Raw genomic sequence first — 20,199 nt, forward strand, 5'->3', positions numbered from 1 at the left:
TCCTCTTTCCTTGTTATTCAGACGGTTTATCTGAATGCAGTTCGTGAATCAATGTTTCGATACGGTTGCCGTACTCAATTGATTCATCAAATTCAAATTCAAGCTCAGGCGTTTTGCGGAGTCTGATTCGGCTGCCGATTTCGGAACGGATAAATCCTTTCGCTTTCTCAAGCCCTTTCAGCGCCTCCTCTTTCTTTTTCTCTCCGCCGAGAACGGAGATATACACCTTCGCTATTTGTAAATCACCTGAAACACGTACGTCTGTTACAGTGAGAAATCCGATTCTCGGGTCTTTCAGCTTTCGGCTGATAATATCCCCGAGCTCTTTTTTCATCTGCTCGCCGACACGGTTTGCTCTCATACTCAATTCAATCACCTCTAAGTTAAAACCACTCTGTTCTAGTGATCGTCCGTTCTATTTCGGGAAAGGAGTCAATAAACGCGAGTACGCGCTGTATCTCCTTTTCCGCCTGAACGTGAGAGGAGGAGACGACGGCGATTCCGAAGCTGGTCCGCTGCCAAGTGTCCTGATAGCCGATTTCTGCAGCCGACACGTTGAACTTATTCTGAACCCTCGTTATAATCCGCTTCAGAACGGCTCGTTTCTCCTTTAATGATCCCGCATCATAAATGATGCATTCACATTCCGCAAATCCGATCACTTTCTTTCGATTTCCTGCATGACATACGCTTCAAGGATGTCGCCTTCGCGAATGTCATTGTATTTCTTAATTGTAATACCACATTCATATCCTTGTGAAACTTCTTTCACATCATCTTTGAAGCGTTTCAGAACGTCTACTTCCCCTTCGAAGATGACCACGCCGTCACGGATCAGGCGGAGTCCGCTGTCACGTGTAATGTGGCCGTCTGTTACATATCCGCCGGCAATCGTGCCGATTTTCGACACTTTGAATGTTTGGCGCACTTCAACCTGGCCGATGACTTTTTCTTCGTATTCAGGATCAAGCATTCCTTTCATCGCCGCTTCAATTTCTTCGATGACTTTGTAAATGATACGGTGAAGACGGATATCTACATTTTCAGCTTCAGCCGTGCTCTTAGCATTTCCGTCTGGGCGCACATTAAACCCGATAACGATTGCATTTGAAGCAGATGCGAGAATGATGTCTGATTCCGTAATCGCACCGACGCCTGTGTGAATGATTTTCACTTTTACGCCTTCTACTTCAATTTTTTGGAGAGCGGCTGTTAACGCTTCGGCTGAACCTTGAACGTCAGCTTTTACGATTAAATTGATGTCTTTGACATCGCCTTGTTTAATTTGTTCAAACAGATCATCGAGGCTCAGCTTCGCTTTGTCGCTGCGCTGTTCTTCCAGTTGCTTGGAAGCGCGTGCTTCACCGACAGAACGGGCTGTTTTTTCGTCTTTAAAGACGAGGAATTGATCGCCAGCCTGCGGTACGTCGTTTAAGCCCGTGATTTCTACAGGTGTGGACGGTCCGGCTGTTTTCACGCGGCGGCCGAGATCATTAACCATGGCCCGCACGCGGCCGAATGTATTTCCGACAACGATCGGATCTCCGACATTCAATGTTCCCGTTTGAACGAGAAGTGTCGCGACAGATCCTCTTCCTTTATCGAGCTCAGCTTCAATAACCGTTCCTTTTGCCTGACGGTTCGGATTGGCTTTCAGCTCTTCCACTTCACTGACAAGCAGAATCATTTCGACAAGCTCGTCAATTCCCTTGCCTGTAAGAGCGGACAGAGGAACGAAAATCGTTTCTCCTCCCCATGCTTCAGGAACGAGTCCGTATTCAGTCAGCTCCTGCATGACACGGTCAGGGTTCGCGCTTTCTTTATCCACTTTATTCACGGCAACGATAATCGGAACCTCAGCCGCTTTCGCATGGTTGATGGCTTCGACTGTCTGCGGCATAACGCCGTCATCGGCCGCTACGACTAAAATGGTGATATCAGTTACTTCCGCACCGCGCGCCCGCATTGTTGTAAACGCCGCGTGTCCCGGAGTATCTAAGAACGTGATTTTTTTGCCGTTTTCTTCGATCTGGTAAGCCCCGATATGCTGGGTGATTCCGCCGGCTTCTCCTTCAACAACTTTTGTTTTTCTGATGCTGTCAAGGAGGGTCGTTTTCCCGTGGTCAACGTGGCCCATGATCGTCACGACAGGCGGACGGATTTGAAGATCTTCTTCTTTGTCAGCCTCTTCATATTTTTCAAGCTCAGTTTCTTCAAGCACAATCACTTCTTCTGTTTCTACACCGTATTCAGATGCGATCAGTTCGATTGTGTCTTTGTCAAGCTCCTGGTTAATGGTAGCCATTACGCCCAGAAGCATCAGTTTTTTAATGAGTTCAGACGGCTCTTTGCCCAGTTCCTCGGCTAAAGCTCCGACTGTTAAAGAGCCGGAAAACGTAATTTTCTCAGGAAGCTCTTTTTTCGGCTTCAGCGGTTTTTGCTGATACTGATTTTTGTTGTTATGATTGCGTTTGTTTTTGTTTTTGTTGTTGTTGTTCTTCTTGTTTTTGTTAAATTGATTATTCTGCACGTCATTCTTCTTTCCGTCTCGAATTTTGTTTGGTTGATTCCCAGCAGGCTGCTGATTAATCCCTTGCGGCTTGTTTTTGTTCGTTTCCGCAGGCTTCTGAGATGTAACGCCGGCGCCGCCTTTTTTAAATTTCGCATCAAGCTGCTTAATGGTCTTTTCTTCAAGCATTGCCATATGGTTATTTACTACTATATCCATGTTTTTCAGCGCAGTCAAAATTTCCTTGCTTGAAACATTGATGGCTTTTGCATATTCGTAAACTCTCATTTTAGCCATTCGTTCACCCCCAAAAATATTAATCGAGCAAGCTGATCAGCTTATTCGCAAAACCTTGGTCAGTGACGGCGACAACGACACGTGATTCCTTGCCGATAGAGCGGCCGAGATCCGCGCGGCTTTCGACTTTTTTATAAGGCACTTTATAATAATTGCATTTATCGGATACTTTTTTTGCAGTATTCGCAGATGCATCTTCTGTCAGCAGAACAAGTTTTGCACGCGCATTTCTAATTTCTTTTATAACCAAGTCCTCGCCCGACACGACCTTACGAGCTCGATTGGCCAGACCCAGCAAGGGAAACCATTCCATTCCAGACATGTTATTTTTTCACCTTTTCCGCCAGTTCCAGCAATTCTTCGAAAATCTGGTCATCGATTTGTGATTGAAATTGATTTTGCAATGTGTTTTTCTTTTTCGCAGCTAAGATGCATTCTTTCTCAAGGGTGATATAGGCACCCCGCCCGTTCTTCTTTCCGGTCGGATCGACTGAAATCTCTCCTTCTTTAGAACGGACAATTCGGATCAGTTCCTTTTTAGGCTTCATTTCCCCCGTTACCACGCATTTGCGCAGAGGAATTTTTTTTCGCTTATTCACCTAAAGTCACCTCTTATTCATCCGATTCGGCTGTTTCAGGCTCCATAAAGAGCGGCTCTAAATCGTCATCTTCTTCATGCTCTCTCGGATAGATGCCAAGGTCTCTTGCATCCGTTTCACTTTTGATATCGATTTTCCAGCCTGTCAGTTTCGCAGCTAAGCGGGCGTTTTGCCCTCTTTTTCCGATTGCCAGAGAAAGCTGGTAATCAGGAACGATGACAGTCGTGGCTTTTTCTTCTTCGCTGACGATGACATCCAGCACTTTAGACGGGCTGAGCGCATTGGCAACAAATTCAACCGGATCATCAGACCAGTTGACGATATCAATTTTTTCGCCTTTCAGTTCATTGACGATCGCCTGCACGCGCTGGCCTTTAGGACCCACGCATGAACCGACCGGATCAACGTCAGGATCATCAGTGCGGACGGAAATTTTAGAGCGGTCGCCCGCTTCTCTGGCAACGGATTTCAGTTCGACCGTTCCGTCATAAATTTCCGGCACTTCGATTTCAAAAAGACGCTTCAACAGACCGGGATGCGTTCTTGATACATAGATCTGCGGCCCTTTTGTCGTTTTTTCGACTTTTGTGATAAATACTTTAATCCGATCGTGCGGTTTATAGCTCTCATTCGGCATTTGTTCATTGACGGGCAGCAGCGCTTCAATCTTGCCGAGAGACACGTAAATAAACTTGCTGTCTAAGCGCTGTACAATTCCCGTCATAATGTCTTCTTCACGATCGATAAATTCTGAGTAAATCACGCCGCGCTCAGCTTCACGGACACGCTGCGTCACCACTTGTTTCGCCGTCTGCGCAGCAATGCGGCCGAAGTCTTTCGGCGTTACTTCTATTTCAACGACATCTCCGACAAGGTAGTTCGGATGGATGTGCTGGGCGTCGTCAAGCGAGATTTCAAGTCTTGAATCGTATACCTCGTCTACGACATCCTTTCTTGCGAACACGCGGATCGTGCCCGTCTCACGGTTCAGATCGACCCGTACGTTTTGCGCCTGGTTAAAATTTCGCTTATACGCGGAAATTAAGGCAGCTTCAATTGCTTCGATGATAATGTCTTTACTGATGCCTTTTTCTTTTTCAAGAATAGTGAGAGCATCTAATAGTTCACTGCTCATGTTAGCGGTCTCCCCCCTTAAACACTAATACTTCATTCATTAAAATGTTACAGCTAATCTTGCGTTAGCTATTTTTTCATACGGAATATTGACCCGTTTCTTTCTTGTTTTGACCGTCATCTCTATTGTAACAGTTTGTCCATCAAATTCAGCCAATTTGCCTTCAAACACTTTTAAACCGTCAATCGGTTCGTACGTTTTCATGTACACATTTTTGCCCAGTGATTTTTCGAAGTCGGCTTTTTTCTTTAATGGACGCTCGGCTCCAGGAGAAGATACTTCAAGAAAGTAGTTCTGGGTGATCGGATCGGCCTCATCCAGCTTTTCGCTTAACGCTTCGCTGACTTTGGCGCACTCCTCAATATCAACACCGTTCTCGGAATCAATAAACACGCGAAGGAACCAGTTTTGACCCTCTTTGACAAATTCAATGTCTACGAGTTCAAGGTGAAGGTCATCCAGTATGGGCTGAGCCATTTCTTGAACGGTATCAGTCACTTTTTTGCTCATGTTTTTCCTCCTTGTGCTGTCGATATCATATCAGCCGTTCCTCTGCATAAAAACCCTGCTTCAAAAGAGCAGGGGCATTGAGAAAACGATGGACATGTCGAGGCAAAATTGCCTGTTCAATACAAAAGAGCGGGTTTCCCCACTCTTTGCCTCGGTAATCGTTAGCATTTCCAATAAAACTATACCATAACCATATATTTAATGCAAATCAAACTCCGCTCGGCGGCTGTGCACAAAGCTTAAAACAGAGACAGCTGGTTTTGGTCCGGAAGCGACTCAAGACAGCCGTGACGGTCTAAATACTCTAAAATGGTTTTTGACACTTTTCCGCGTTTTTGAAGATCCTCTTTTGAAAGGAACTCCCCTTCTTCCCGCGCTTTCACAATATTGAGAGCGGCGTTGGTTCCGAGTCCCGGAATTGAGTTGAACGGCGGGATGAGACTGTTGCCGTCAATGATAAATTCCGAAGCGCTCGAACGGTATAGATCGACCTTCTGGAAGGAATAGCCGCGCTCACACATTTCAAGCGCAAGCTCTAATACGGTAAGGAGGTTTTTCTCCTTCGGCGAAGCATCAAGCCCTTTAGAGCTGATATCATCCATCACCGCTCTGATGGCGGTCGAGCCTTTAATCATTGTATCAATGTCAAAGTCATCTGCGCGCACGGTAAAATACGCAGCATAATATAAAAGCGCGTGATGCACTTTAAAGTATGCAATCCGCACCGCCATCAGCACGTATGCGGCGGCGTGGGCTTTCGGGAACATGTATTTGATTTTTTTGCATGAATCAATATACCAGTTCGGCACATTGTTCTTTTTCATTTCTTCTTCCCATTCCGGCGTCAGGCCTTTGCCTTTACGGACGAATTCCATGATTTTAAAGGCCAGTGAAGGCTCAAGGCCCTGATAGATCAAGTAAACCATAATGTCATCACGGCAGCCGATCACTTCGCTCAGTTCACACGTATTGTTGTGTATCAGTTCCTGCGCATTGCCGAGCCATACGTCCGTTCCGTGGGAAAGCCCGGAAATCTGGACAAGCTCGGAGAACGTCGTCGGCTTCGTATCCTCAAGCATCTGCCGCACAAATCGCGTCCCGAATTCAGGAATGCCGAGCGTTCCCGTTTTACAGCCGATCTGCTCTTCAGTGACGCCGAGCGATTCTGTGCCTTGGAAAATCTTCATCACTTCCGGATCATCTGTCGGAATCGTCTTCGGATCAATTCCGCTTAAATCCTGGAGCATCCGGATGACTGTCGGATCATCGTGCCCCAATATATCAAGCTTCAGCAGGTTGTCATGAATGGAGTGGAAGTCAAAATGAGTCGTTTTCCATTCAGACCCCGTCGCATCTGCCGGGAATTGTATCGGTGAAAAATCGTAAATATCCATGTAATCCGGGACAACGATAATCCCCCCCGGGTGCTGGCCGGTCGTTCTCTTAACGCCGGTGCAGCCTTGCACCAGACGGTCGATCTCCGCGCCGCGCATGTGTAGGTTGTGATCGCCAGCATAGCCTTTCACATATCCGTAAGCCGTCTTTTCCGCGACGGTGCCGATCGTTCCCGCGCGATACACGTTATCTTCACCGAACAATACTTTCGTGTAGTTATGGGCATGGGGCTGGTACTCACCTGAGAAGTTCAAGTCGATATCGGGTACTTTGTCACCTTTAAAGCCTAAGAACGTTTCAAACGGAATATCATGTCCGTCCTTTTTCAAAGGTGTGCCGCAAGACGGGCAGCTTTTATCCGGAAGGTCAAAACCGGAACCGACTGATCCGTCATTAAAGAATTCGGAATATCGGCAGCTCGGGCACACGTAGTGCGGAGCGAGCGGGTTCACTTCAGTGATTTCCGTTAAGGTCGCCACAAGCGATGAACCGACGGACCCCCGGGAGCCGACGAGATAACCGTCATCCAGAGACCGTTTTACAAGCTTATGAGAGATCAGATAAATAACGGCGAATCCATGACCGATAATACTTTTTAATTCTTTTTCTATTCTCGCCTCCACAATTTCGGGAAGCTCTTCACCGTAAATGCTTCTGGCGCGCTGATAGCTCATTTCACGGATTTCTTCATCGGCTCCGTCAATTTTCGGCGTGTACAGATCGTCTTTGATCGGTTTGATCTCATCGATCATCGAAGCGACTTTCTGCGTATTGTCAACCACGATTTCTTTCGCTTTTTCTGCACCAAGGAAGGAGAAAGCCTCCAGCATTTCATCTGTCGTTCTGAAGTGCACTTTGGGCAGTTCGTGTCTGTTTAACGGGTTGGCGCCGCCTTGGGAAGATATTAAGATCTTCCGGTAAATTTTATCCTCATCGTTTAAATAGTGGACATTTCCAGTGGCGACGACCGGCTTATTCAATTTTTCCCCGAGCTTCGTGATGTTGGTGATGATTTCTTTCAGCGCTTTTTCATCCCGGACGAGCTCAAGCTGCAGAAGGTGTCTGTATACTTCGGGCGGCTGCACTTCAAGATAGTCATAGAAGGATGCGATATCTTCAACCTCTTCAGGAGATTTTTGCATCATGCCTTCAAAGACCTCACCCCTGTCACAGGCAGAACCGATTAACAGACCTTCTCTGTATTTATTAAGCTGCGACCTCGGAATGCGCGGCACTCTGTAGAAATATTGAATATGAGAAATGGACACGAGCTTAAACAGATTTTTAAGGCCAGTTTCATTTACGGCAAGCAATGTAGCGTGATAAGGCCTTGATCTTTGATAAGCATTGGATTGTCCCATATTCTCATTCAGCTGATCATGATAAAAAATGTCTTTTTCAGCGGCATCTTTGAGCATTTTCAACAGCAGGTAGCCCGTTGCTTCAGCGTCAAAGACCGCTCGGTGATGCTGGGTTAATTCGATATCAAACTTCTTACATAACGTATTTAAGCGGTGATTTTTAAACTCAGGATACAGGAAACGCGCGAGTTCCAGCGTATCAATGACCGGATTTTTCGCTTTTTCCGTTTTCAAAAGACGCTTGTACGCCACATTTAAAAATCCCATATCAAAGCTGGCGTTATGAGCCACAAGCACGTCATCGCCGATCCATTCTTTAAAATCCCGGACGACGTCAACGACATCGGGAGCGTCGCGGACCATGTCATCCGTAATCCCGGTAAGCTCTATCGTCGTTGCTGACAGCGGATGGTGCGGATTGGCGAACGCTTCGAATTTATCGATGATTTCTCCGCCTCTTATTTTGACTGCGGCAAGCTCAATGATGGTGTCATACACTGCGGACAGACCTGTCGTTTCAACGTCAAAGACGACGTATGTGTCTTCTTCCAGGAGACGGTGAGCTGGATTGTATGCGATCGGAACGCCGTCATCTACGATATTGGCTTCCATTCCGTAAATCATTTTAATGCCGTGTTTTTTCGCGGCGGAATAGGCATCCGGGAAAGACTGCACAACGGCATGATCAGTTAACGCAATCGCTTCATGTCCCCATTTTTTCGCCTGTTCGACAAGCTTTCCGATGCCCGTTACAGCATCCATTTGGCTCATCGGAGAATGCAGATGAAGCTCAACCCGTTTTTCGCCTTCAGGAGCGGTGTCTTCACGGGTTTTGGCTTTTATTTCATTCACGTCATTTGCAATCATGACGAGGTCTCTGACGAATGTATCGTTTTGAATGCTTCCCCGCGCCTTCACCCACATGCCTTTTTTCAGCGTTTTCATCAAAGCGGCGTCTTCTTTTTCTCGGGCGAACATTTTTACTAAAATGCTGTTTGTATAGTCCGTGATTTTGAAAATGCAGAGCGTGCGTCCGCTTTTCAGCTCGCGTGTTTCAGCATCAAACACAAACCCCTGCACTGTAATTCTTCTTTCTTCATCCATGATGCTGTCAAGCGTCCGGATTTCTTCGTTCTCTTTAATTTGATAGCCGATGACAAGCGGTCCGGACGGTGCCTGATCCTCATCGCCCTCTTTTTCCTTCTTCTCCATCTCGATAAGCGCCTGCATCGCCCGCTCCTGATCTTCAGCAAGCTTTTGCTCGCGGAATTTCTGGACTTCTTGGTCAGATACGAAAATTTCGGTATCCAGCTGCAGTTCCGGAAAGCCGAATTGGCGATAGCTGTGCTGAATCAGTGCGCTGTATTTATTTTTGAGCGCAGATGCTTCTGTATCTGTTTTTGTTTTCACGATCAGCTTGTTTCCCTTGAGCTTCGGCTTCTGCTGATTCAAAAGAGCCACCATCGGCGGCGAGGTTCCTTCAAGCTCTTCAATACAGCGTGTCCAATAATCCTGTACAAGCTCCTCTGTCACTGTAGGGTCAATGACCTGAACAGACGATGTGACACGGGCGATGTGAGCAAACGATTGTGTTAACCTCATCATGAATGAATCATATATTTGATACGGCAAAAGAGCCTTAAAGCGAAATTGAAAATGCCAGGCTTTTTCTGCTTTATGGATTGTCAGTTTATCAATCTCTCCGTCTTCAAAGTATGTCATGAAGGTATCATCTGTCATATTAAGCTGCTGCAGAAGAATCTGAAACTGTCTTCTGTTTACTGATAACTGTTCCATTCAGACAGTATCCCTCCCTTAAAACATCATAAGTGAAGGTACCTCCGCAGGTGATGAGGTACCTTCTTTTTTCTCTATTTTAACATGATTTTGTACGATTCGTTATGGTGATTACTTCGTCTTGATAAATTCAGAAAGCTCATCCACTGAAACTTCGGCAGATTCACCGGTTTTGCGGATTTTCACTTCTACGATGCCTTCGTCGGCACGTTTTCCGACAGTAATGCGGATCGGAAGGCCGATCAGATCAGAATCAGCAAACTTCACGCCTGCGCGTTCAGCGCGGTCATCGTATAATACCTCATAACCTTCCGCCTGGAATTTGCCGTAAAGCTGTTCAGCAAGCTCTTTTTGCGCTTCGTTTTTCATATTCAGCGCCAAAATATGAAGATCATACGGAGCAACGCTTTTCGGCCAGATCAAGCCTTTTTCGTCGTGATGCTGTTCAGCGATGGCTGAAAGCGTTCTGGACACGCCGATTCCGTAACATCCCATCAGCATCGGCTGCGCACGCCCGTTTTCATCAAGGTATGTCGCATTCATCGCTTCAGAGTAACGCGTACCGAGTTTAAAGACTTGTCCGACCTCAATCCCTTCAGCGAAACGGATCGTGCCTTTTCCGTCAGGTGACGGATCGCCTTCCTGAATGATTCGAAGATCGGCATACGCTTTTACTGACGCGTCACGTTCGATGTTTACGTTTCGGTAATGACGGTCTTTTTCATTCGCGCCGCTAACAGCGTTTACCATTACTTTCACGGCTTGGTCGGCATAAATCTCAATGTCGCCGGCAGCGCCGATCGGCCCCGCAAATCCCGGCTCCGTGCCAAGTTTCTCCGCTACTTCTTCATGAGACGCAAGCTCAACCACTTCCGCGTTCAGAAGGTTTTTCACTTTCACGTCATTGACCTCATGATCGCCTCTTACTAACACGAGAACAAATCGGTCATCAGCTTTAAACAGCATTGATTTGATGCAGGCGCTCGGCTCGATCTGCAAGAACGAAGCGAGCTCTTCAATGCTTTTGACATTCGGCGTATCAATTTTCTCCAATGTCTCGGGTGTTTCATCTGACGGCTCGCTGTTCATGACAACTTCCGCCATTTCTGTATTGGCTGCGTAAGAGGATCCATCGGAATAAGCGATGGTATCTTCCCCTATTTCAGAAAGAGCCATAAATTCATGCGTATCTTTTCCGCCCATCGCGCCCGAGTCGGCAATAACGGGACGGACGTTTAATTCACAGCGTGCGAAAATGCTGCTGTATGCGCCGTACATGTTTTGGTATGTTTCCTCCAGACTTTCTTCAGAAGCATGGAAAGAATACGCATCTTTCATGATGAATTCGCGTCCGCGCAATAACCCGAAACGCGGGCGTTTTTCATCTCTGAATTTAGACTGGATCTGGTAAAGAGTGAGCGGCAGACGCTTATAAGATTTCACCTCATCGCGCACGAGAGAAGTAATGACTTCTTCATGTGTCGCGCCTAAAGCAAATTCACGGCCGTGGCGGTCTTTCAGACGCATTAATTCAGGCCCGTACGTATACCATCTGCCTGATTCCTGCCATGTTTCAGCCTGCTGAAGGGCCGGCATCAGCATTTCCACCGCGTTGATTTTTTCCATTTCTTCACGCACGATCTTCTGAATGTTTTGAATGACCCTGTAAGCCAGGGGCATGTAGCTGTAAACCCCGCTCGTATTTTGTCTGATAAATCCCGCTCTCAGCAGAAGCTTATGGCTTTTTGCTTCAGCATCAGCCGGCACTTCTCTCAGGGTCGGAATAAGCGTCAAACTTTGTCTCATGTCTTCGCACCTCTGATTTTTTTACTAGTCAATTATAAGAATAAACGCTGGATATCGTTCCATGTGACAACCAGCATAAGAAGCATTAAGAAAGCTACGCCGATAAATACGACAAATGCTTCCTTGTCGCGGTTAATCGGCTTGCCGCGGATCGCTTCAATGAATAAAAACAGCAGCCGTCCGCCGTCAAGCGCCGGTATCGGCAGCAGGTTGACGATTCCCAGGTTGATGCTTAAAAACGCCGCAAACCGCAATAAGTTGATGATGCCGGTTTTTGCAACTTGATCCGTCATATCATAAATGCCGACAGGACCCGAAAGCATATCAAGCTTAAACTGGCCTGTCACAATTTTGCCCAGATTGGTCAGAATCGCTTTTGTGACATCAACGGTAGATGTCGCGCCGTAGGCGATCGCTGCAAGCGCGCCTTTTTCAGTCGGCGCATAAGAGCCGAAGCGGCCGATTGTTTTTTTATTTTCATCTTTTACAGCTTCAGGTGTAACCGAGATATGAAACGATTTGCCGTCCCGTTTGACGGCGACATCGATTTTTTTCCCGGGATTTTCTTTTACCGCTGTCACGATGTCGGTCCATGACCTCATTTTTTCACCGTTAATGCTCTGGATATAGTCGCCTTCTTTTAGACCGGCAGCCGCTGCGCGTCCATTGTCTGTCAGCTTCCCGAGCTCAGGCTGATTCGAAGGCACGCCTTGAATGAATCCAAGCATGACGAGAATGACATACGCTAAGATGAAGTTCATTATCGGACCGGCAGCAATCGCCTTAATCCGCTTCCATACGGGTTTAGACCCGAATTGTCGATTGTAAGGCGCAATCTGCACTTCTTCTCCGTCTACGATAAAAAAAGAGGTCTGACTGACAGTAAAGCCCGCCAGTTCATCTTCTTTCCCCTGCTCGTACCCGGTAATCTTCATTTCGTGCTCAAGATCAGCCGTCTCCACCTCGATAATTAAAGCGTCAGGATATTTTTCCTTTTGATTAATGATGACTTTTTCCACTTCGTCATCTTTATTAAAAAGAAGCCCGACGGTATAACCGGGTTTGACTTCGATCATCTCCGGGTCTTCACCGGCCATACGGACGAACCCGCCGACCGGAAGGAGTCTGATCGTATACACGGTTTCATTCTTTTTAAATGAAAAGATTTTAGGGCCGAAGCCGATCGCAAATTCACGGCAAAGGATTCCCGCTCTTTGGGCGAGCAATAAATGCCCGAGCTCATGGAAAAAAACGAGCGTTCCGAAAATAATAATAAACGCGATAACTGTATTCACGAACATACCACCTTATGTGAGTATTGAATTAACGTATCCCCGGGTGTCTTTGTCCACTTCTTGGATATCCGCAAGACTCGGATCCTGAATTACGCTGTGGCGGTCCAATGCTTTTTCAATCAGGTCCTCAATCGATAAGAATGAAATCCGGCCGGCAAGAAAAGCGGCAACGGCTTCTTCGTTGGCCGCATTTAAAACCGTCGGCATTGTTCCCCCTATTTTACCTGATTCAAAGGCAAATTGTAAGCAGCGGAACCTTTCAAAGTCAGCTTTCGCAAAATGAAGGCTTCCGATCTCCCATAATTCAAGCCTTTTTGTTTCAGGCAGAGGCAGCCGGTCTGGATATGTCAGCGCATATTGAATCGGCACCCTCATGTCCGGATTTCCGAGCTGGGCGATGACGCTTCTGTCGTGAAATTCAACCATCGAATGAATGATGCTCTCCTTATGTAATACAACGTCAATCTGTTCATACGGAATGTCAAACAGCCAATGCGCCTCAATAACTTCAAGTCCTTTATTCATCATTGTAGCCGAGTCAATCGTAATTTTTGCGCCCATCGACCAGTTCGGGTGGTTAAGGGCGTCGGCAATCGTTACAGACTCAAGCTCCTGCCGCGTTTTATCTCTGAAACTGCCGCCGGATGCCGTAATGATCAGGCGCTCGATATTTTTGCTCTGTTCGCCTTGCAGCGCCTGAAAAATAGCGGAATGTTCGCTGTCGACCGGAAGAAGAGGAACACCGTATCGTTTTGCGTGTCCTTTCACTATATGCCCGGCAGTGACGAGAGTTTCCTTATTTGCAAGCGCAATTGTTTTTTTCTGTTCAATCGCTTTCAAAGTCGGGATTAAACCGACGCTTCCAAGCAGCGCATTGACCACGATATCCACTTCGTCCATGACTGCCGCTTCAATCAGGCCTTCTTCTCCGATGCCGATTTGACATTCATGAGAAAAAGACGCTTCTTTCACTTTTTGGTATGTATCCATGTCGCCGACTGCTACATATTTCGGCTGAAACGTTCTGATCAACGGGATCGCTTTCTCGGCGTTTTTACCGAAAGTCATCGAGACGAGACGGAACTGATCTTGATGCATGCGCAATACGTCTAACGTCTGCTCCCCTATTGATCCTGTTGCTCCTAAAAGACAAATATTCTTCAAAATGCCACTCCCATTCTATGCGTCCAGATCGGTCTTATTTTCATATTAGCCTTTCTCATGAAAAAAGCGCAAGCAGAAAGTATAAGAACGGCATGACAAACAAAAAGCTGTCAAATCGATCTAAAATGCCGCCGTGCCCGGGAAGGATTTTTCCCGAATCCTTCACATCATAGTGCCGCTTAAGCGCTGATTCAACCAAATCCCCGATCTGTCCGAACACAGACAGAACAAGCGTGATGACCAAAAGAACCGGGTATGAAATCGGAAGGTGCGCAAACAGCTGAAAAACAGCCGTAAAAATAAGGGCGATGACAATACCGCCGAGAAACCCTTCCACTGTTTTGTTGGGACTGATTTCGGGCCACAGCTTCCGCTTCCCGAGCGACTTTCCGACGAAATATGCGCCTGAGTCCGTTGACCATATGACAACGCAGGCATAAAAGATATACAAAAGCCCGTTTGTTTCAATGTTTCTGATTTCAATAAAATAATGAAAACACAGTCCGATATATACCGTCGCGAGAACGATAAACCCGACTTCGTCAAACGTAAAGGTGTTTTTCACGAGCACCGTATAGCTGAGCAGAATCAATACGGCGAAAATCGTTACTTCCATTTTCGCATCGAAAAAATGATACTTGTCCGGCATCATATACAGCCATAACAACAAGAGGCTGATCAGACCCGGAAAAGAAAAAAATCTGAGCTTTTTCATCCGCAAAAGCTCAAAAAGCGCTATACTTCCCATCACGTAAACAAATACGGTGAACGGCAATCCTCCGAAAATAACCAAAAATAAAAATAGTGCCGCTGCCAGAACACCTGTTAACAATCTTTGTTTCATTTCCACCATCCTCTAAATTCCGCCAAACCTCCGGCCCCGCTGCTGAAATTCTCCCACTGCCTGCAGAAAGTGATCTTCTTTAAAATCGGGCCACAGGACATCTGTAAAAACAAATTCACTGTAAGCCACCTGCCAAAGCATAAAGTTGCTCAATCTGATTTCTCCGCTCGTTCTGATGAGCAGCTCCGGGTCCTGGATTGATTCCGTCATTAAATGCCCGGAAAAGAGCGCTTCATCAATGTCTTCGATATTCAGCGTGCCGCTTTTCACCTGTTCGGCCAGTGCTTTTGCCGCATTGACGATTTCCGTGCGTCCGCCGTAGTTCAAAGCGAAATTGAGAATCATACCGTCATTTTGTTCTGTATCTTTTACGGCTTTCTCAATCGCCCTGTACGTATGAGAAGGGAGCGCGGATTCATCTCCGATAATTTTCACCTGTACATTTTCCTCTATCAATTCAGGAAGATACGTATTCAGGAACTCTTCCGGAAGCTTCATCAAAAAGTCGACTTCCATCTTCGGGCGCTTCCAGTTCTCCGTTGAAAACGCATAAAGAGTCAGAACTTTAACGCCGAGCTGACTTGCGAGCTTTGTCACCCTTTTTACCACTTTCATTCCTTCATGATGTCCGGCAATCCGAGGGAGTGAGCGCTTCTTCGCCCAGCGTCCGTTTCCGTCCATAATAATGGCAATGTGTGCGGGAATTTCACCCTTCAGTATGTCTTCTTTTGTATACCGTTCTAAGTTGGAAGCCGCATTCTGCTGATTCTTCCAATTTTTGAGTATGTTGAGCATGAGATTCCTCCGTCACCCAAAAAGGTTGCGTTGCTGATGATCAATGTAATCAACAGTATTAACAAAAAAACCCCCTGTAAACATGAGAGGGTCTTTTCACATTATCTATTGTACATAGTTTTTCATTAAACTTCCATGATTTCTTTTTCTTTGTCCTTTGTGACACTGTCAATTTTTGACACATATTCATCTGTCAGCTTTTGAACGTCTTCACTGGAAGCACGAAGCTCGTCTTCTGTAATGTCTCCGTTTTTCTCAAGTTTTTTGAGGTCATCGTTGCTGTCACGGCGGACATTACGGACTGCTACTTTCGCTTCTTCCGCGTATTTTTTCACGACTTTGACAAGTTCTTTACGTCTTTCTTCCGTCAAAGCCGGGATCGCGATACGGATAATTGTGCCGTCACTTGTCGGCGTTACGCCAAGATCAGCTTTCAGGATCGCTTTTTCAATATCGCCGATTGCCGTTTTGTCATACGGTGTGACAACAAGCATACGCGCTTCAGGCACATTGATGGAAGACAGCTGGTTTAAAGGTGTTTGGGCACCGTAGTATTCTACTGTCACTTTATCCAATAGAGATGGGTTGGCACGTCCTGCGCGGACTGACGCCAATTCGCGTGAATAAGCGGCAACCGCTTTTTCCATGCGTTCTTTTGTTTGTGTTAATACTTCGTTTGACAACGTTATTTCCCCCTTACGATCGTTCCGATTGATTCGCCGATTACGGCACGCTTAATATTTCCTTCTTCCATAATAGAAAAGACGATCAGCGGAATATCATTATCCATACATAGTGAAGAAGCCGTAGAATCCATGACTTCCAGCCCGTCTTTTAACACATCGAGATAAGATAATTTTTCGTATTTAACGGCTGACTCATCTTTTCTCGGATCAGCATTATACACACCGTCGACATTATTTTTCGCCATTAAAATCACATCCGCTTCGATTTCAGCGGCACGCAGCGCTGCGGTTGTGTCCGTAGAGAAATAAGGGTTTCCTGTTCCCGCGGCAAAAATAACAACGCGTTTTTTCTCCAGGTGGCGGATGGCTTTTCTTCTGATGTAAGGCTCAGCGACCTGACGCATTTCAATTGATGTCTGCACTCTGGACTGAATTCCGAGCGTTTCCAGGCTGTCCTGCAGGGCAAGTGAGTTCATGACAGTAGCAAGCATGCCCATATAATCGGCCGTCGCACGGTCCATTCCTAAGTCACTGCCTGTTTTTCCGCGCCATAAGTTGCCGCCGCCTACGACTACGGCCACTTCGACGTCAAGCTCAGCGATTTCTTTTACCTGTTTAGCGATGGATTGGATGACAGTCGGATTAATGCCATTTCCCTGCTCTCCTGCCAATGCTTCTCCGCTAAGCTTTAAAACGATACGATTGTATTTTGGTTTTTCCATAATAACCTCCAAGTGTAAACATTGCCGTTTCCTATTATGCAAGAGAAAAAAAGGTTTGTAAATATAGTTTTAAAAATAGGGAACACAAGTAGTGTCCCCTATACTGCCTGAAAAGCCGCGAAAGATTCGCCAAGGCTTTCCGCCATTATTTTTTCACTTGGTTCATAACTTCTTCAGCAAAGTTTTCTTGGCGTTTTTCAATACCTTCTCCAACTTCGTAGCGGACGTAAGTTTTAACAGATGCGTTTTTCGCAGCCACAACTTGTTTCACTTTTTCGTCTGGGTTTTTAACGAAAGCTTGGTCTAATAAGCAAATTTCTTCGAAGAATTTGTTCAGACGGCCTTCAACCATTTTAGCTACGATGTTTTCCGGTTTGCCTTCTTGAAGAGCTTGCTGAGTCAGGATCTGACGCTCATGGTTTGCTTCTTCTTCAGACACTTGGTCGCGGGAAATGTAACGAGGATTTACCGCTGCAACATGCATCGCGATGTCTTTTGCAAGATCTTCGTCAGTTGTTCCGCTAAGAACGGATAATACGCCGATGCGGCCTCCCATGTGAAGGTAAGCACCGAACGCTTCGCTGTCTTCTTTTGAAATAACAGCAAAACGGCGAAGAGTGATTTTCTCTCCGATTTTAGCAACGTTGCTTGTGATGTATTCTTCAACAGTAGAACCGTTTTCCATCTTTTGACCCATTGCTTCTTCAAGATCAGCAGGAGCGTTTGCAAGAAGGTGGTCAGCAAGCGTGTTCAGAAGCTCTTTGAAGCCTTCGTTTTTCGCAACGAAATCAGTTTCAGAGTTTACTTCTAAGATAACGCCTTTGTTGCCGTCAGTTTTAATAAGAGTAGAACCTTCAGCAGCGATACGGTCAGCTTTTTTAGCCGCTTTCGCAATTCCTTTTTCTCTCAGAAGGTCGATTGCTTTGTCCATATCTCCGTCAGTTTCAGTCAATGCTTTTTTACAGTCCATCATACCAGCGCCTGTTTTTTGACGCAGTTCTTTTACCTGCTGTGCAGTAATAGCCATTTGAATTCCTCCTTATATGTGTAAACAAGATATGTATAGATACATTTTTCTTGAAAAAAGGTGATAAAAGGCAGTCCCTTCTATCACCTTTTGATTAGGTTACGCAGTTGTCGTTTCTGTTTCAGGTGCAGTCTCTTCAGCAGCTTCCGCTTCTTCTTCGCCTTGCTTCGCTTCAAGAATAGCATCTGCCATTTTAGAAGTAAGAAGTTTAACAGCGCGGATTGCGTCATCGTTTGCAGGGATTACGACATCAATTTCATCAGGATCACAGTTTGTATCTACGATTCCGATGATAGGAATGTTCAATTTGCGAGCTTCCGCAACAGCGATGCGCTCTTTGCGAGGATCGATGATGAATAATGCATCAGGAAGATCCTTCATGTCTTTAATTCCGCCGAGGAATTTTTCAAGACGCTCTAATTCTTTTTTCAATTGAACAACTTCTTTTTTCGGAAGTACTTCAAATGTACCGTTTTCTTGCATTTTCTCGATGTCTTTCAGACGCTTAATGCGTTTTTGGATTGTTTCGAAGTTTGTCAGTGTACCGCCCAACCAGCGTTGGTTGACATAGTACATGCCAGAGCGTACAGCTTCTTCTTTAACAGAATCCTGAGCTTGTTTTTTTGTGCCGACGAAAAGGATTTTTCCGCCTTCAGCAGCAAGGTTTTTCGTGAAGTTGTAAGCTTCCTCTACTTTTTTCACTGTTTTTTGAAGGTCAATGATGTAGATTCCGTTACGCTCCGTGAAAATGTAACGCTTCATTTTTGGGTTCCAGCGGCGTGTTTGGTGGCCGAAGTGAACACCAGCTTCAAGCAATTGTTTCATAGAAATAACTGACATGTGATTTCCTCCTAATAAAATGGTTTTTTTCCTCCGCTTAGGTCATTTTTGTGCAGAACTGCCGTTTGCAGCACCCTCTGCATAAATCGTTAAGCGTGTGTATTTAACACCAAGAAATAATATAACACAGCTTTATGCGACAATCAAGAATCCTTTACAGCTTTGCCGCGAAATTTTAAAAACAGCTCGATTTCTGTCTTTCCGCTCTGCATCCGTTTGGCAATTTCCGCGGGGGTGAGCCCTTGTTCATATAATTCTGAAACACGTTCTTCAAACGAATGCGCGCCGCTGTTTTCGTCACTTTCAGCCCGTTCCGTTGCACTGATGAGCTTTTCCATATGGTCCGGAATATCAGGCTCTTCTTTCGGTTCCGGCCGGGGTTCGGCGTCTTCTGCGTCCGGCGCTTGACGGCTTTTTGCGTCTTCGAGTCTTTCATTTTCTTCTTTCAGCTCAAGCAGAAACGCTGCAAGGGTGTTTTCCGTCTCTTCAAGAATCTTCTTCTGCTGGCGCTCCGTCTCCTTGAGGGCTGAAAACCTCGTGTACAGAATAATGACGGCATAAAGCAGTACGCCGTGAAGCACAAAGCTTAAAAGCCATAATAGTGTTGACATGTTTTTCACTCGCTAACCATGAGTTCATTATTGAATTACTTTTTCAAGCAGGTGCTTTAATTTGAACAGCGCCTTTGAATGAATCTGTGAAATCCGCGACGTCGAAAGGTTCAGGACTTGTCCGATTTCGGTCAAAGTCAGTTCTTCTTTATAGAATAAACTGACGACAAGCTGCTCTTTTTCAGAGAGCTCATGAATTTTGCCCGCAAGCTGAGCGATCAGCTCGTCCTTCATGATTTTTTCTTCCGGCGGCACATTTTTGTCATCTCTGATCATCACTTGAATATTCTCACCGTCATCCTGGTCGTGAAGCTTTTCATCAATTGATAAGAGATTGGCAAAAAACCCTTCATTCATCGTTGATACTACGTCCTGCTCCGTCATCCCCAGCTCTTCTGCGATCTCTGAAGGCGTCACATTCCGAAGGTAGCGCTGTTCAAGTTTTTCGATCGCCGCTTCGACTTTTTTTGTCTTCTCCCGTGAAGTTCTGGGCAGCCAATCTTCTTTACGCAGCCCATCGATGATTGCACCGCGAATTCTAAACGAGGCATAGGTATCAAATTTTAAATCCCGGCCGGGGTCAAATTTTTCTAGGGCATCATATAAACCAAGCATACCAAGGCTCATTAGATCGTCTTTATGCACCGATTTCGGCAGTCCGACGGAAATTCTGCCGACATGATATGTGACCAGCGGCATGTAACGGCGCATTAAATCATCACCGGCTTTAGGATCTTTCCACTCTTTCCAGCGCGACCAAAGCACCTGATCTTCATAATTCAAGGATTGCATTGTTATCCCCCTAC

General features: G+C 45.9%; 19 protein-coding genes. All 19 read right to left on the minus strand.

The features are described from left to right. Nucleotides 1-13: 13 nt before the first annotated feature. The 19 genes from rbfA to sigD all read right to left on the minus strand — a co-directional run bounded on the left by rbfA (nt 14) and on the right by sigD (nt 20,185). Nucleotides 14-367 (minus strand): 30S ribosome-binding factor RbfA, encoded by a 354-nt coding sequence (gene rbfA, locus CXL14_RS14860; RefSeq protein WP_003154185.1) that lies wholly within the window; start codon nt 365-367, stop codon nt 14-16. 16 nt (nt 368-383) lie between these two features. Then, nucleotides 384-662 (minus strand): DUF503 domain-containing protein, encoded by a 279-nt coding sequence (locus tag CXL14_RS14865; protein ID WP_003154188.1) that lies wholly within the window; start codon nt 660-662, stop codon nt 384-386. Beyond that, a complete protein-coding gene (infB, locus tag CXL14_RS14870; protein WP_014417788.1) occupies nt 659-2,806 on the minus strand; it encodes a translation initiation factor IF-2 in 2,148 nt (715 codons plus the stop codon). Before infB ends, CXL14_RS14865 begins: the two co-directional genes overlap by 4 nt. A gap of 19 nt (nt 2,807-2,825) precedes the next feature. Beyond that, nucleotides 2,826-3,128, minus strand: a complete 303-nt coding sequence (locus tag CXL14_RS14875) for a YlxQ family RNA-binding protein (RefSeq protein ID WP_003154192.1) — start codon at nt 3,126-3,128, stop codon at nt 2,826-2,828. Nucleotide 3,129: 1 nt separating this feature from the next. Continuing rightward, complete coding sequence (gene rulR, locus CXL14_RS14880; RefSeq protein ID WP_003154193.1) at nt 3,130-3,405, minus strand: glucose-induced regulator RulR; 276 nt, start codon at nt 3,403-3,405, stop codon at nt 3,130-3,132. A gap of 13 nt (nt 3,406-3,418) precedes the next feature. Continuing rightward, nucleotides 3,419-4,540 (minus strand): transcription termination factor NusA, encoded by a 1,122-nt coding sequence (nusA, locus tag CXL14_RS14885; RefSeq protein WP_003154195.1) that lies wholly within the window; start codon nt 4,538-4,540, stop codon nt 3,419-3,421. 39 nt (nt 4,541-4,579) lie between these two features. After that, nucleotides 4,580-5,050 (minus strand): ribosome maturation factor RimP, encoded by a 471-nt coding sequence (gene rimP / locus CXL14_RS14890; RefSeq protein ID WP_014417787.1) that lies wholly within the window; start codon nt 5,048-5,050, stop codon nt 4,580-4,582. Nucleotides 5,051-5,289: 239 nt separating this feature from the next. Next, nucleotides 5,290-9,603, minus strand: a complete 4,314-nt coding sequence (locus tag CXL14_RS14895) for a PolC-type DNA polymerase III (RefSeq protein ID WP_014417786.1) — start codon at nt 9,601-9,603, stop codon at nt 5,290-5,292. Between the two features lie 111 nt (nt 9,604-9,714). Continuing rightward, complete coding sequence (proS, locus tag CXL14_RS14900; RefSeq protein ID WP_014417785.1) at nt 9,715-11,409, minus strand: proline--tRNA ligase; 1,695 nt, start codon at nt 11,407-11,409, stop codon at nt 9,715-9,717. Between the two features lie 32 nt (nt 11,410-11,441). Beyond that, on the minus strand, nt 11,442-12,710 hold the full coding sequence (rseP, locus tag CXL14_RS14905; RefSeq protein ID WP_014721183.1) for an RIP metalloprotease RseP: 1,269 nt from the start codon (nt 12,708-12,710) through the stop codon (nt 11,442-11,444). A 6-nt stretch (nt 12,711-12,716) separates the two neighbouring features. Continuing rightward, nucleotides 12,717-13,868, minus strand: a complete 1,152-nt coding sequence (gene dxr / locus CXL14_RS14910; RefSeq protein ID WP_003154208.1) for a 1-deoxy-D-xylulose-5-phosphate reductoisomerase — start codon at nt 13,866-13,868, stop codon at nt 12,717-12,719. 55 nt (nt 13,869-13,923) lie between these two features. Next, nucleotides 13,924-14,721: a phosphatidate cytidylyltransferase gene (locus tag CXL14_RS14915; protein ID WP_007409796.1), complete on the minus strand. Its 798-nt coding sequence runs from the start codon at nt 14,719-14,721 to the stop codon at nt 13,924-13,926. Nucleotides 14,722-14,724: 3 nt separating this feature from the next. Further along, on the minus strand, nt 14,725-15,507 hold the full coding sequence (locus tag CXL14_RS14920) for an undecaprenyl pyrophosphate synthase (protein WP_014417783.1): 783 nt from the start codon (nt 15,505-15,507) through the stop codon (nt 14,725-14,727). 125 nt (nt 15,508-15,632) lie between these two features. Further along, a complete protein-coding gene (gene frr / locus CXL14_RS14925; protein ID WP_003154212.1) occupies nt 15,633-16,190 on the minus strand; it encodes a ribosome recycling factor in 558 nt (185 codons plus the stop codon). A gap of 2 nt (nt 16,191-16,192) precedes the next feature. Continuing rightward, complete coding sequence (gene pyrH, locus CXL14_RS14930) at nt 16,193-16,915, minus strand: UMP kinase (RefSeq protein WP_003154213.1); 723 nt, start codon at nt 16,913-16,915, stop codon at nt 16,193-16,195. Between the two features lie 145 nt (nt 16,916-17,060). Further along, nucleotides 17,061-17,942: a translation elongation factor Ts gene (gene tsf, locus CXL14_RS14935; RefSeq protein ID WP_007611455.1), complete on the minus strand. Its 882-nt coding sequence runs from the start codon at nt 17,940-17,942 to the stop codon at nt 17,061-17,063. A gap of 99 nt (nt 17,943-18,041) precedes the next feature. After that, nucleotides 18,042-18,782 carry a 30S ribosomal protein S2 gene (rpsB, locus tag CXL14_RS14940; RefSeq protein ID WP_003154215.1) on the minus strand — a complete coding sequence of 247 codons (741 nt, stop codon included), beginning with the start codon at nt 18,780-18,782 and terminating at the stop codon, nt 18,042-18,044. A gap of 143 nt (nt 18,783-18,925) precedes the next feature. Further along, nucleotides 18,926-19,393: a DUF6115 domain-containing protein gene (locus CXL14_RS14945; protein WP_014417782.1), complete on the minus strand. Its 468-nt coding sequence runs from the start codon at nt 19,391-19,393 to the stop codon at nt 18,926-18,928. Nucleotides 19,394-19,420: 27 nt separating this feature from the next. Beyond that, complete coding sequence (gene sigD / locus CXL14_RS14950) at nt 19,421-20,185, minus strand: RNA polymerase sigma-28 factor SigD (RefSeq protein WP_003154217.1); 765 nt, start codon at nt 20,183-20,185, stop codon at nt 19,421-19,423. Nucleotides 20,186-20,199 lie beyond the last annotated feature (14 nt).

This window comes from Bacillus sp. SJ-10 (assembly GCF_002843505.1).
GTDB lineage: Bacteria > Bacillota > Bacilli > Bacillales > Bacillaceae > Bacillus > Bacillus velezensis.

Excerpts from the sequence above, each read along its gene's own strand:
- rpsB (WP_003154215.1), bottom strand. The coding sequence starts at position 18,782 with ATGTCAGTTATTTCTATGAAACAATTGCTTGAAGCTGGTGTTCACTTC.
- CXL14_RS14915 (WP_007409796.1), bottom strand. The coding sequence starts at position 14,721 with ATGGTGGAAATGAAACAAAGATTGTTAACAGGTGTTCTGGCAGCGGCA.
- tsf (WP_007611455.1), bottom strand. The coding sequence starts at position 17,942 with ATGGCTATTACTGCACAGCAGGTAAAAGAACTGCGTCAAAAAACAGGC.
- CXL14_RS14920 (WP_014417783.1), bottom strand. The coding sequence starts at position 15,507 with ATGCTCAACATACTCAAAAATTGGAAGAATCAGCAGAATGCGGCTTCC.
- CXL14_RS14875 (WP_003154192.1), bottom strand. The coding sequence starts at position 3,128 with ATGTCTGGAATGGAATGGTTTCCCTTGCTGGGTCTGGCCAATCGAGCT.
- rseP (WP_014721183.1), bottom strand. The coding sequence starts at position 12,710 with ATGTTCGTGAATACAGTTATCGCGTTTATTATTATTTTCGGAACGCTC.
- CXL14_RS14895 (WP_014417786.1), bottom strand. The coding sequence starts at position 9,603 with ATGGAACAGTTATCAGTAAACAGAAGACAGTTTCAGATTCTTCTGCAG.
- CXL14_RS14945 (WP_014417782.1), bottom strand. The coding sequence starts at position 19,393 with ATGTCAACACTATTATGGCTTTTAAGCTTTGTGCTTCACGGCGTACTG.
- sigD (WP_003154217.1), bottom strand. The coding sequence starts at position 20,185 with ATGCAATCCTTGAATTATGAAGATCAGGTGCTTTGGTCGCGCTGGAAA.
- proS (WP_014417785.1), bottom strand. The coding sequence starts at position 11,409 with ATGAGACAAAGTTTGACGCTTATTCCGACCCTGAGAGAAGTGCCGGCT.
- infB (WP_014417788.1), bottom strand. The coding sequence starts at position 2,806 with ATGGCTAAAATGAGAGTTTACGAATATGCAAAAGCCATCAATGTTTCA.
- nusA (WP_003154195.1), bottom strand. The coding sequence starts at position 4,540 with ATGAGCAGTGAACTATTAGATGCTCTCACTATTCTTGAAAAAGAAAAA.
- rimP (WP_014417787.1), bottom strand. The coding sequence starts at position 5,050 with ATGAGCAAAAAAGTGACTGATACCGTTCAAGAAATGGCTCAGCCCATA.
- pyrH (WP_003154213.1), bottom strand. The coding sequence starts at position 16,915 with ATGGAAAAACCAAAATACAATCGTATCGTTTTAAAGCTTAGCGGAGAA.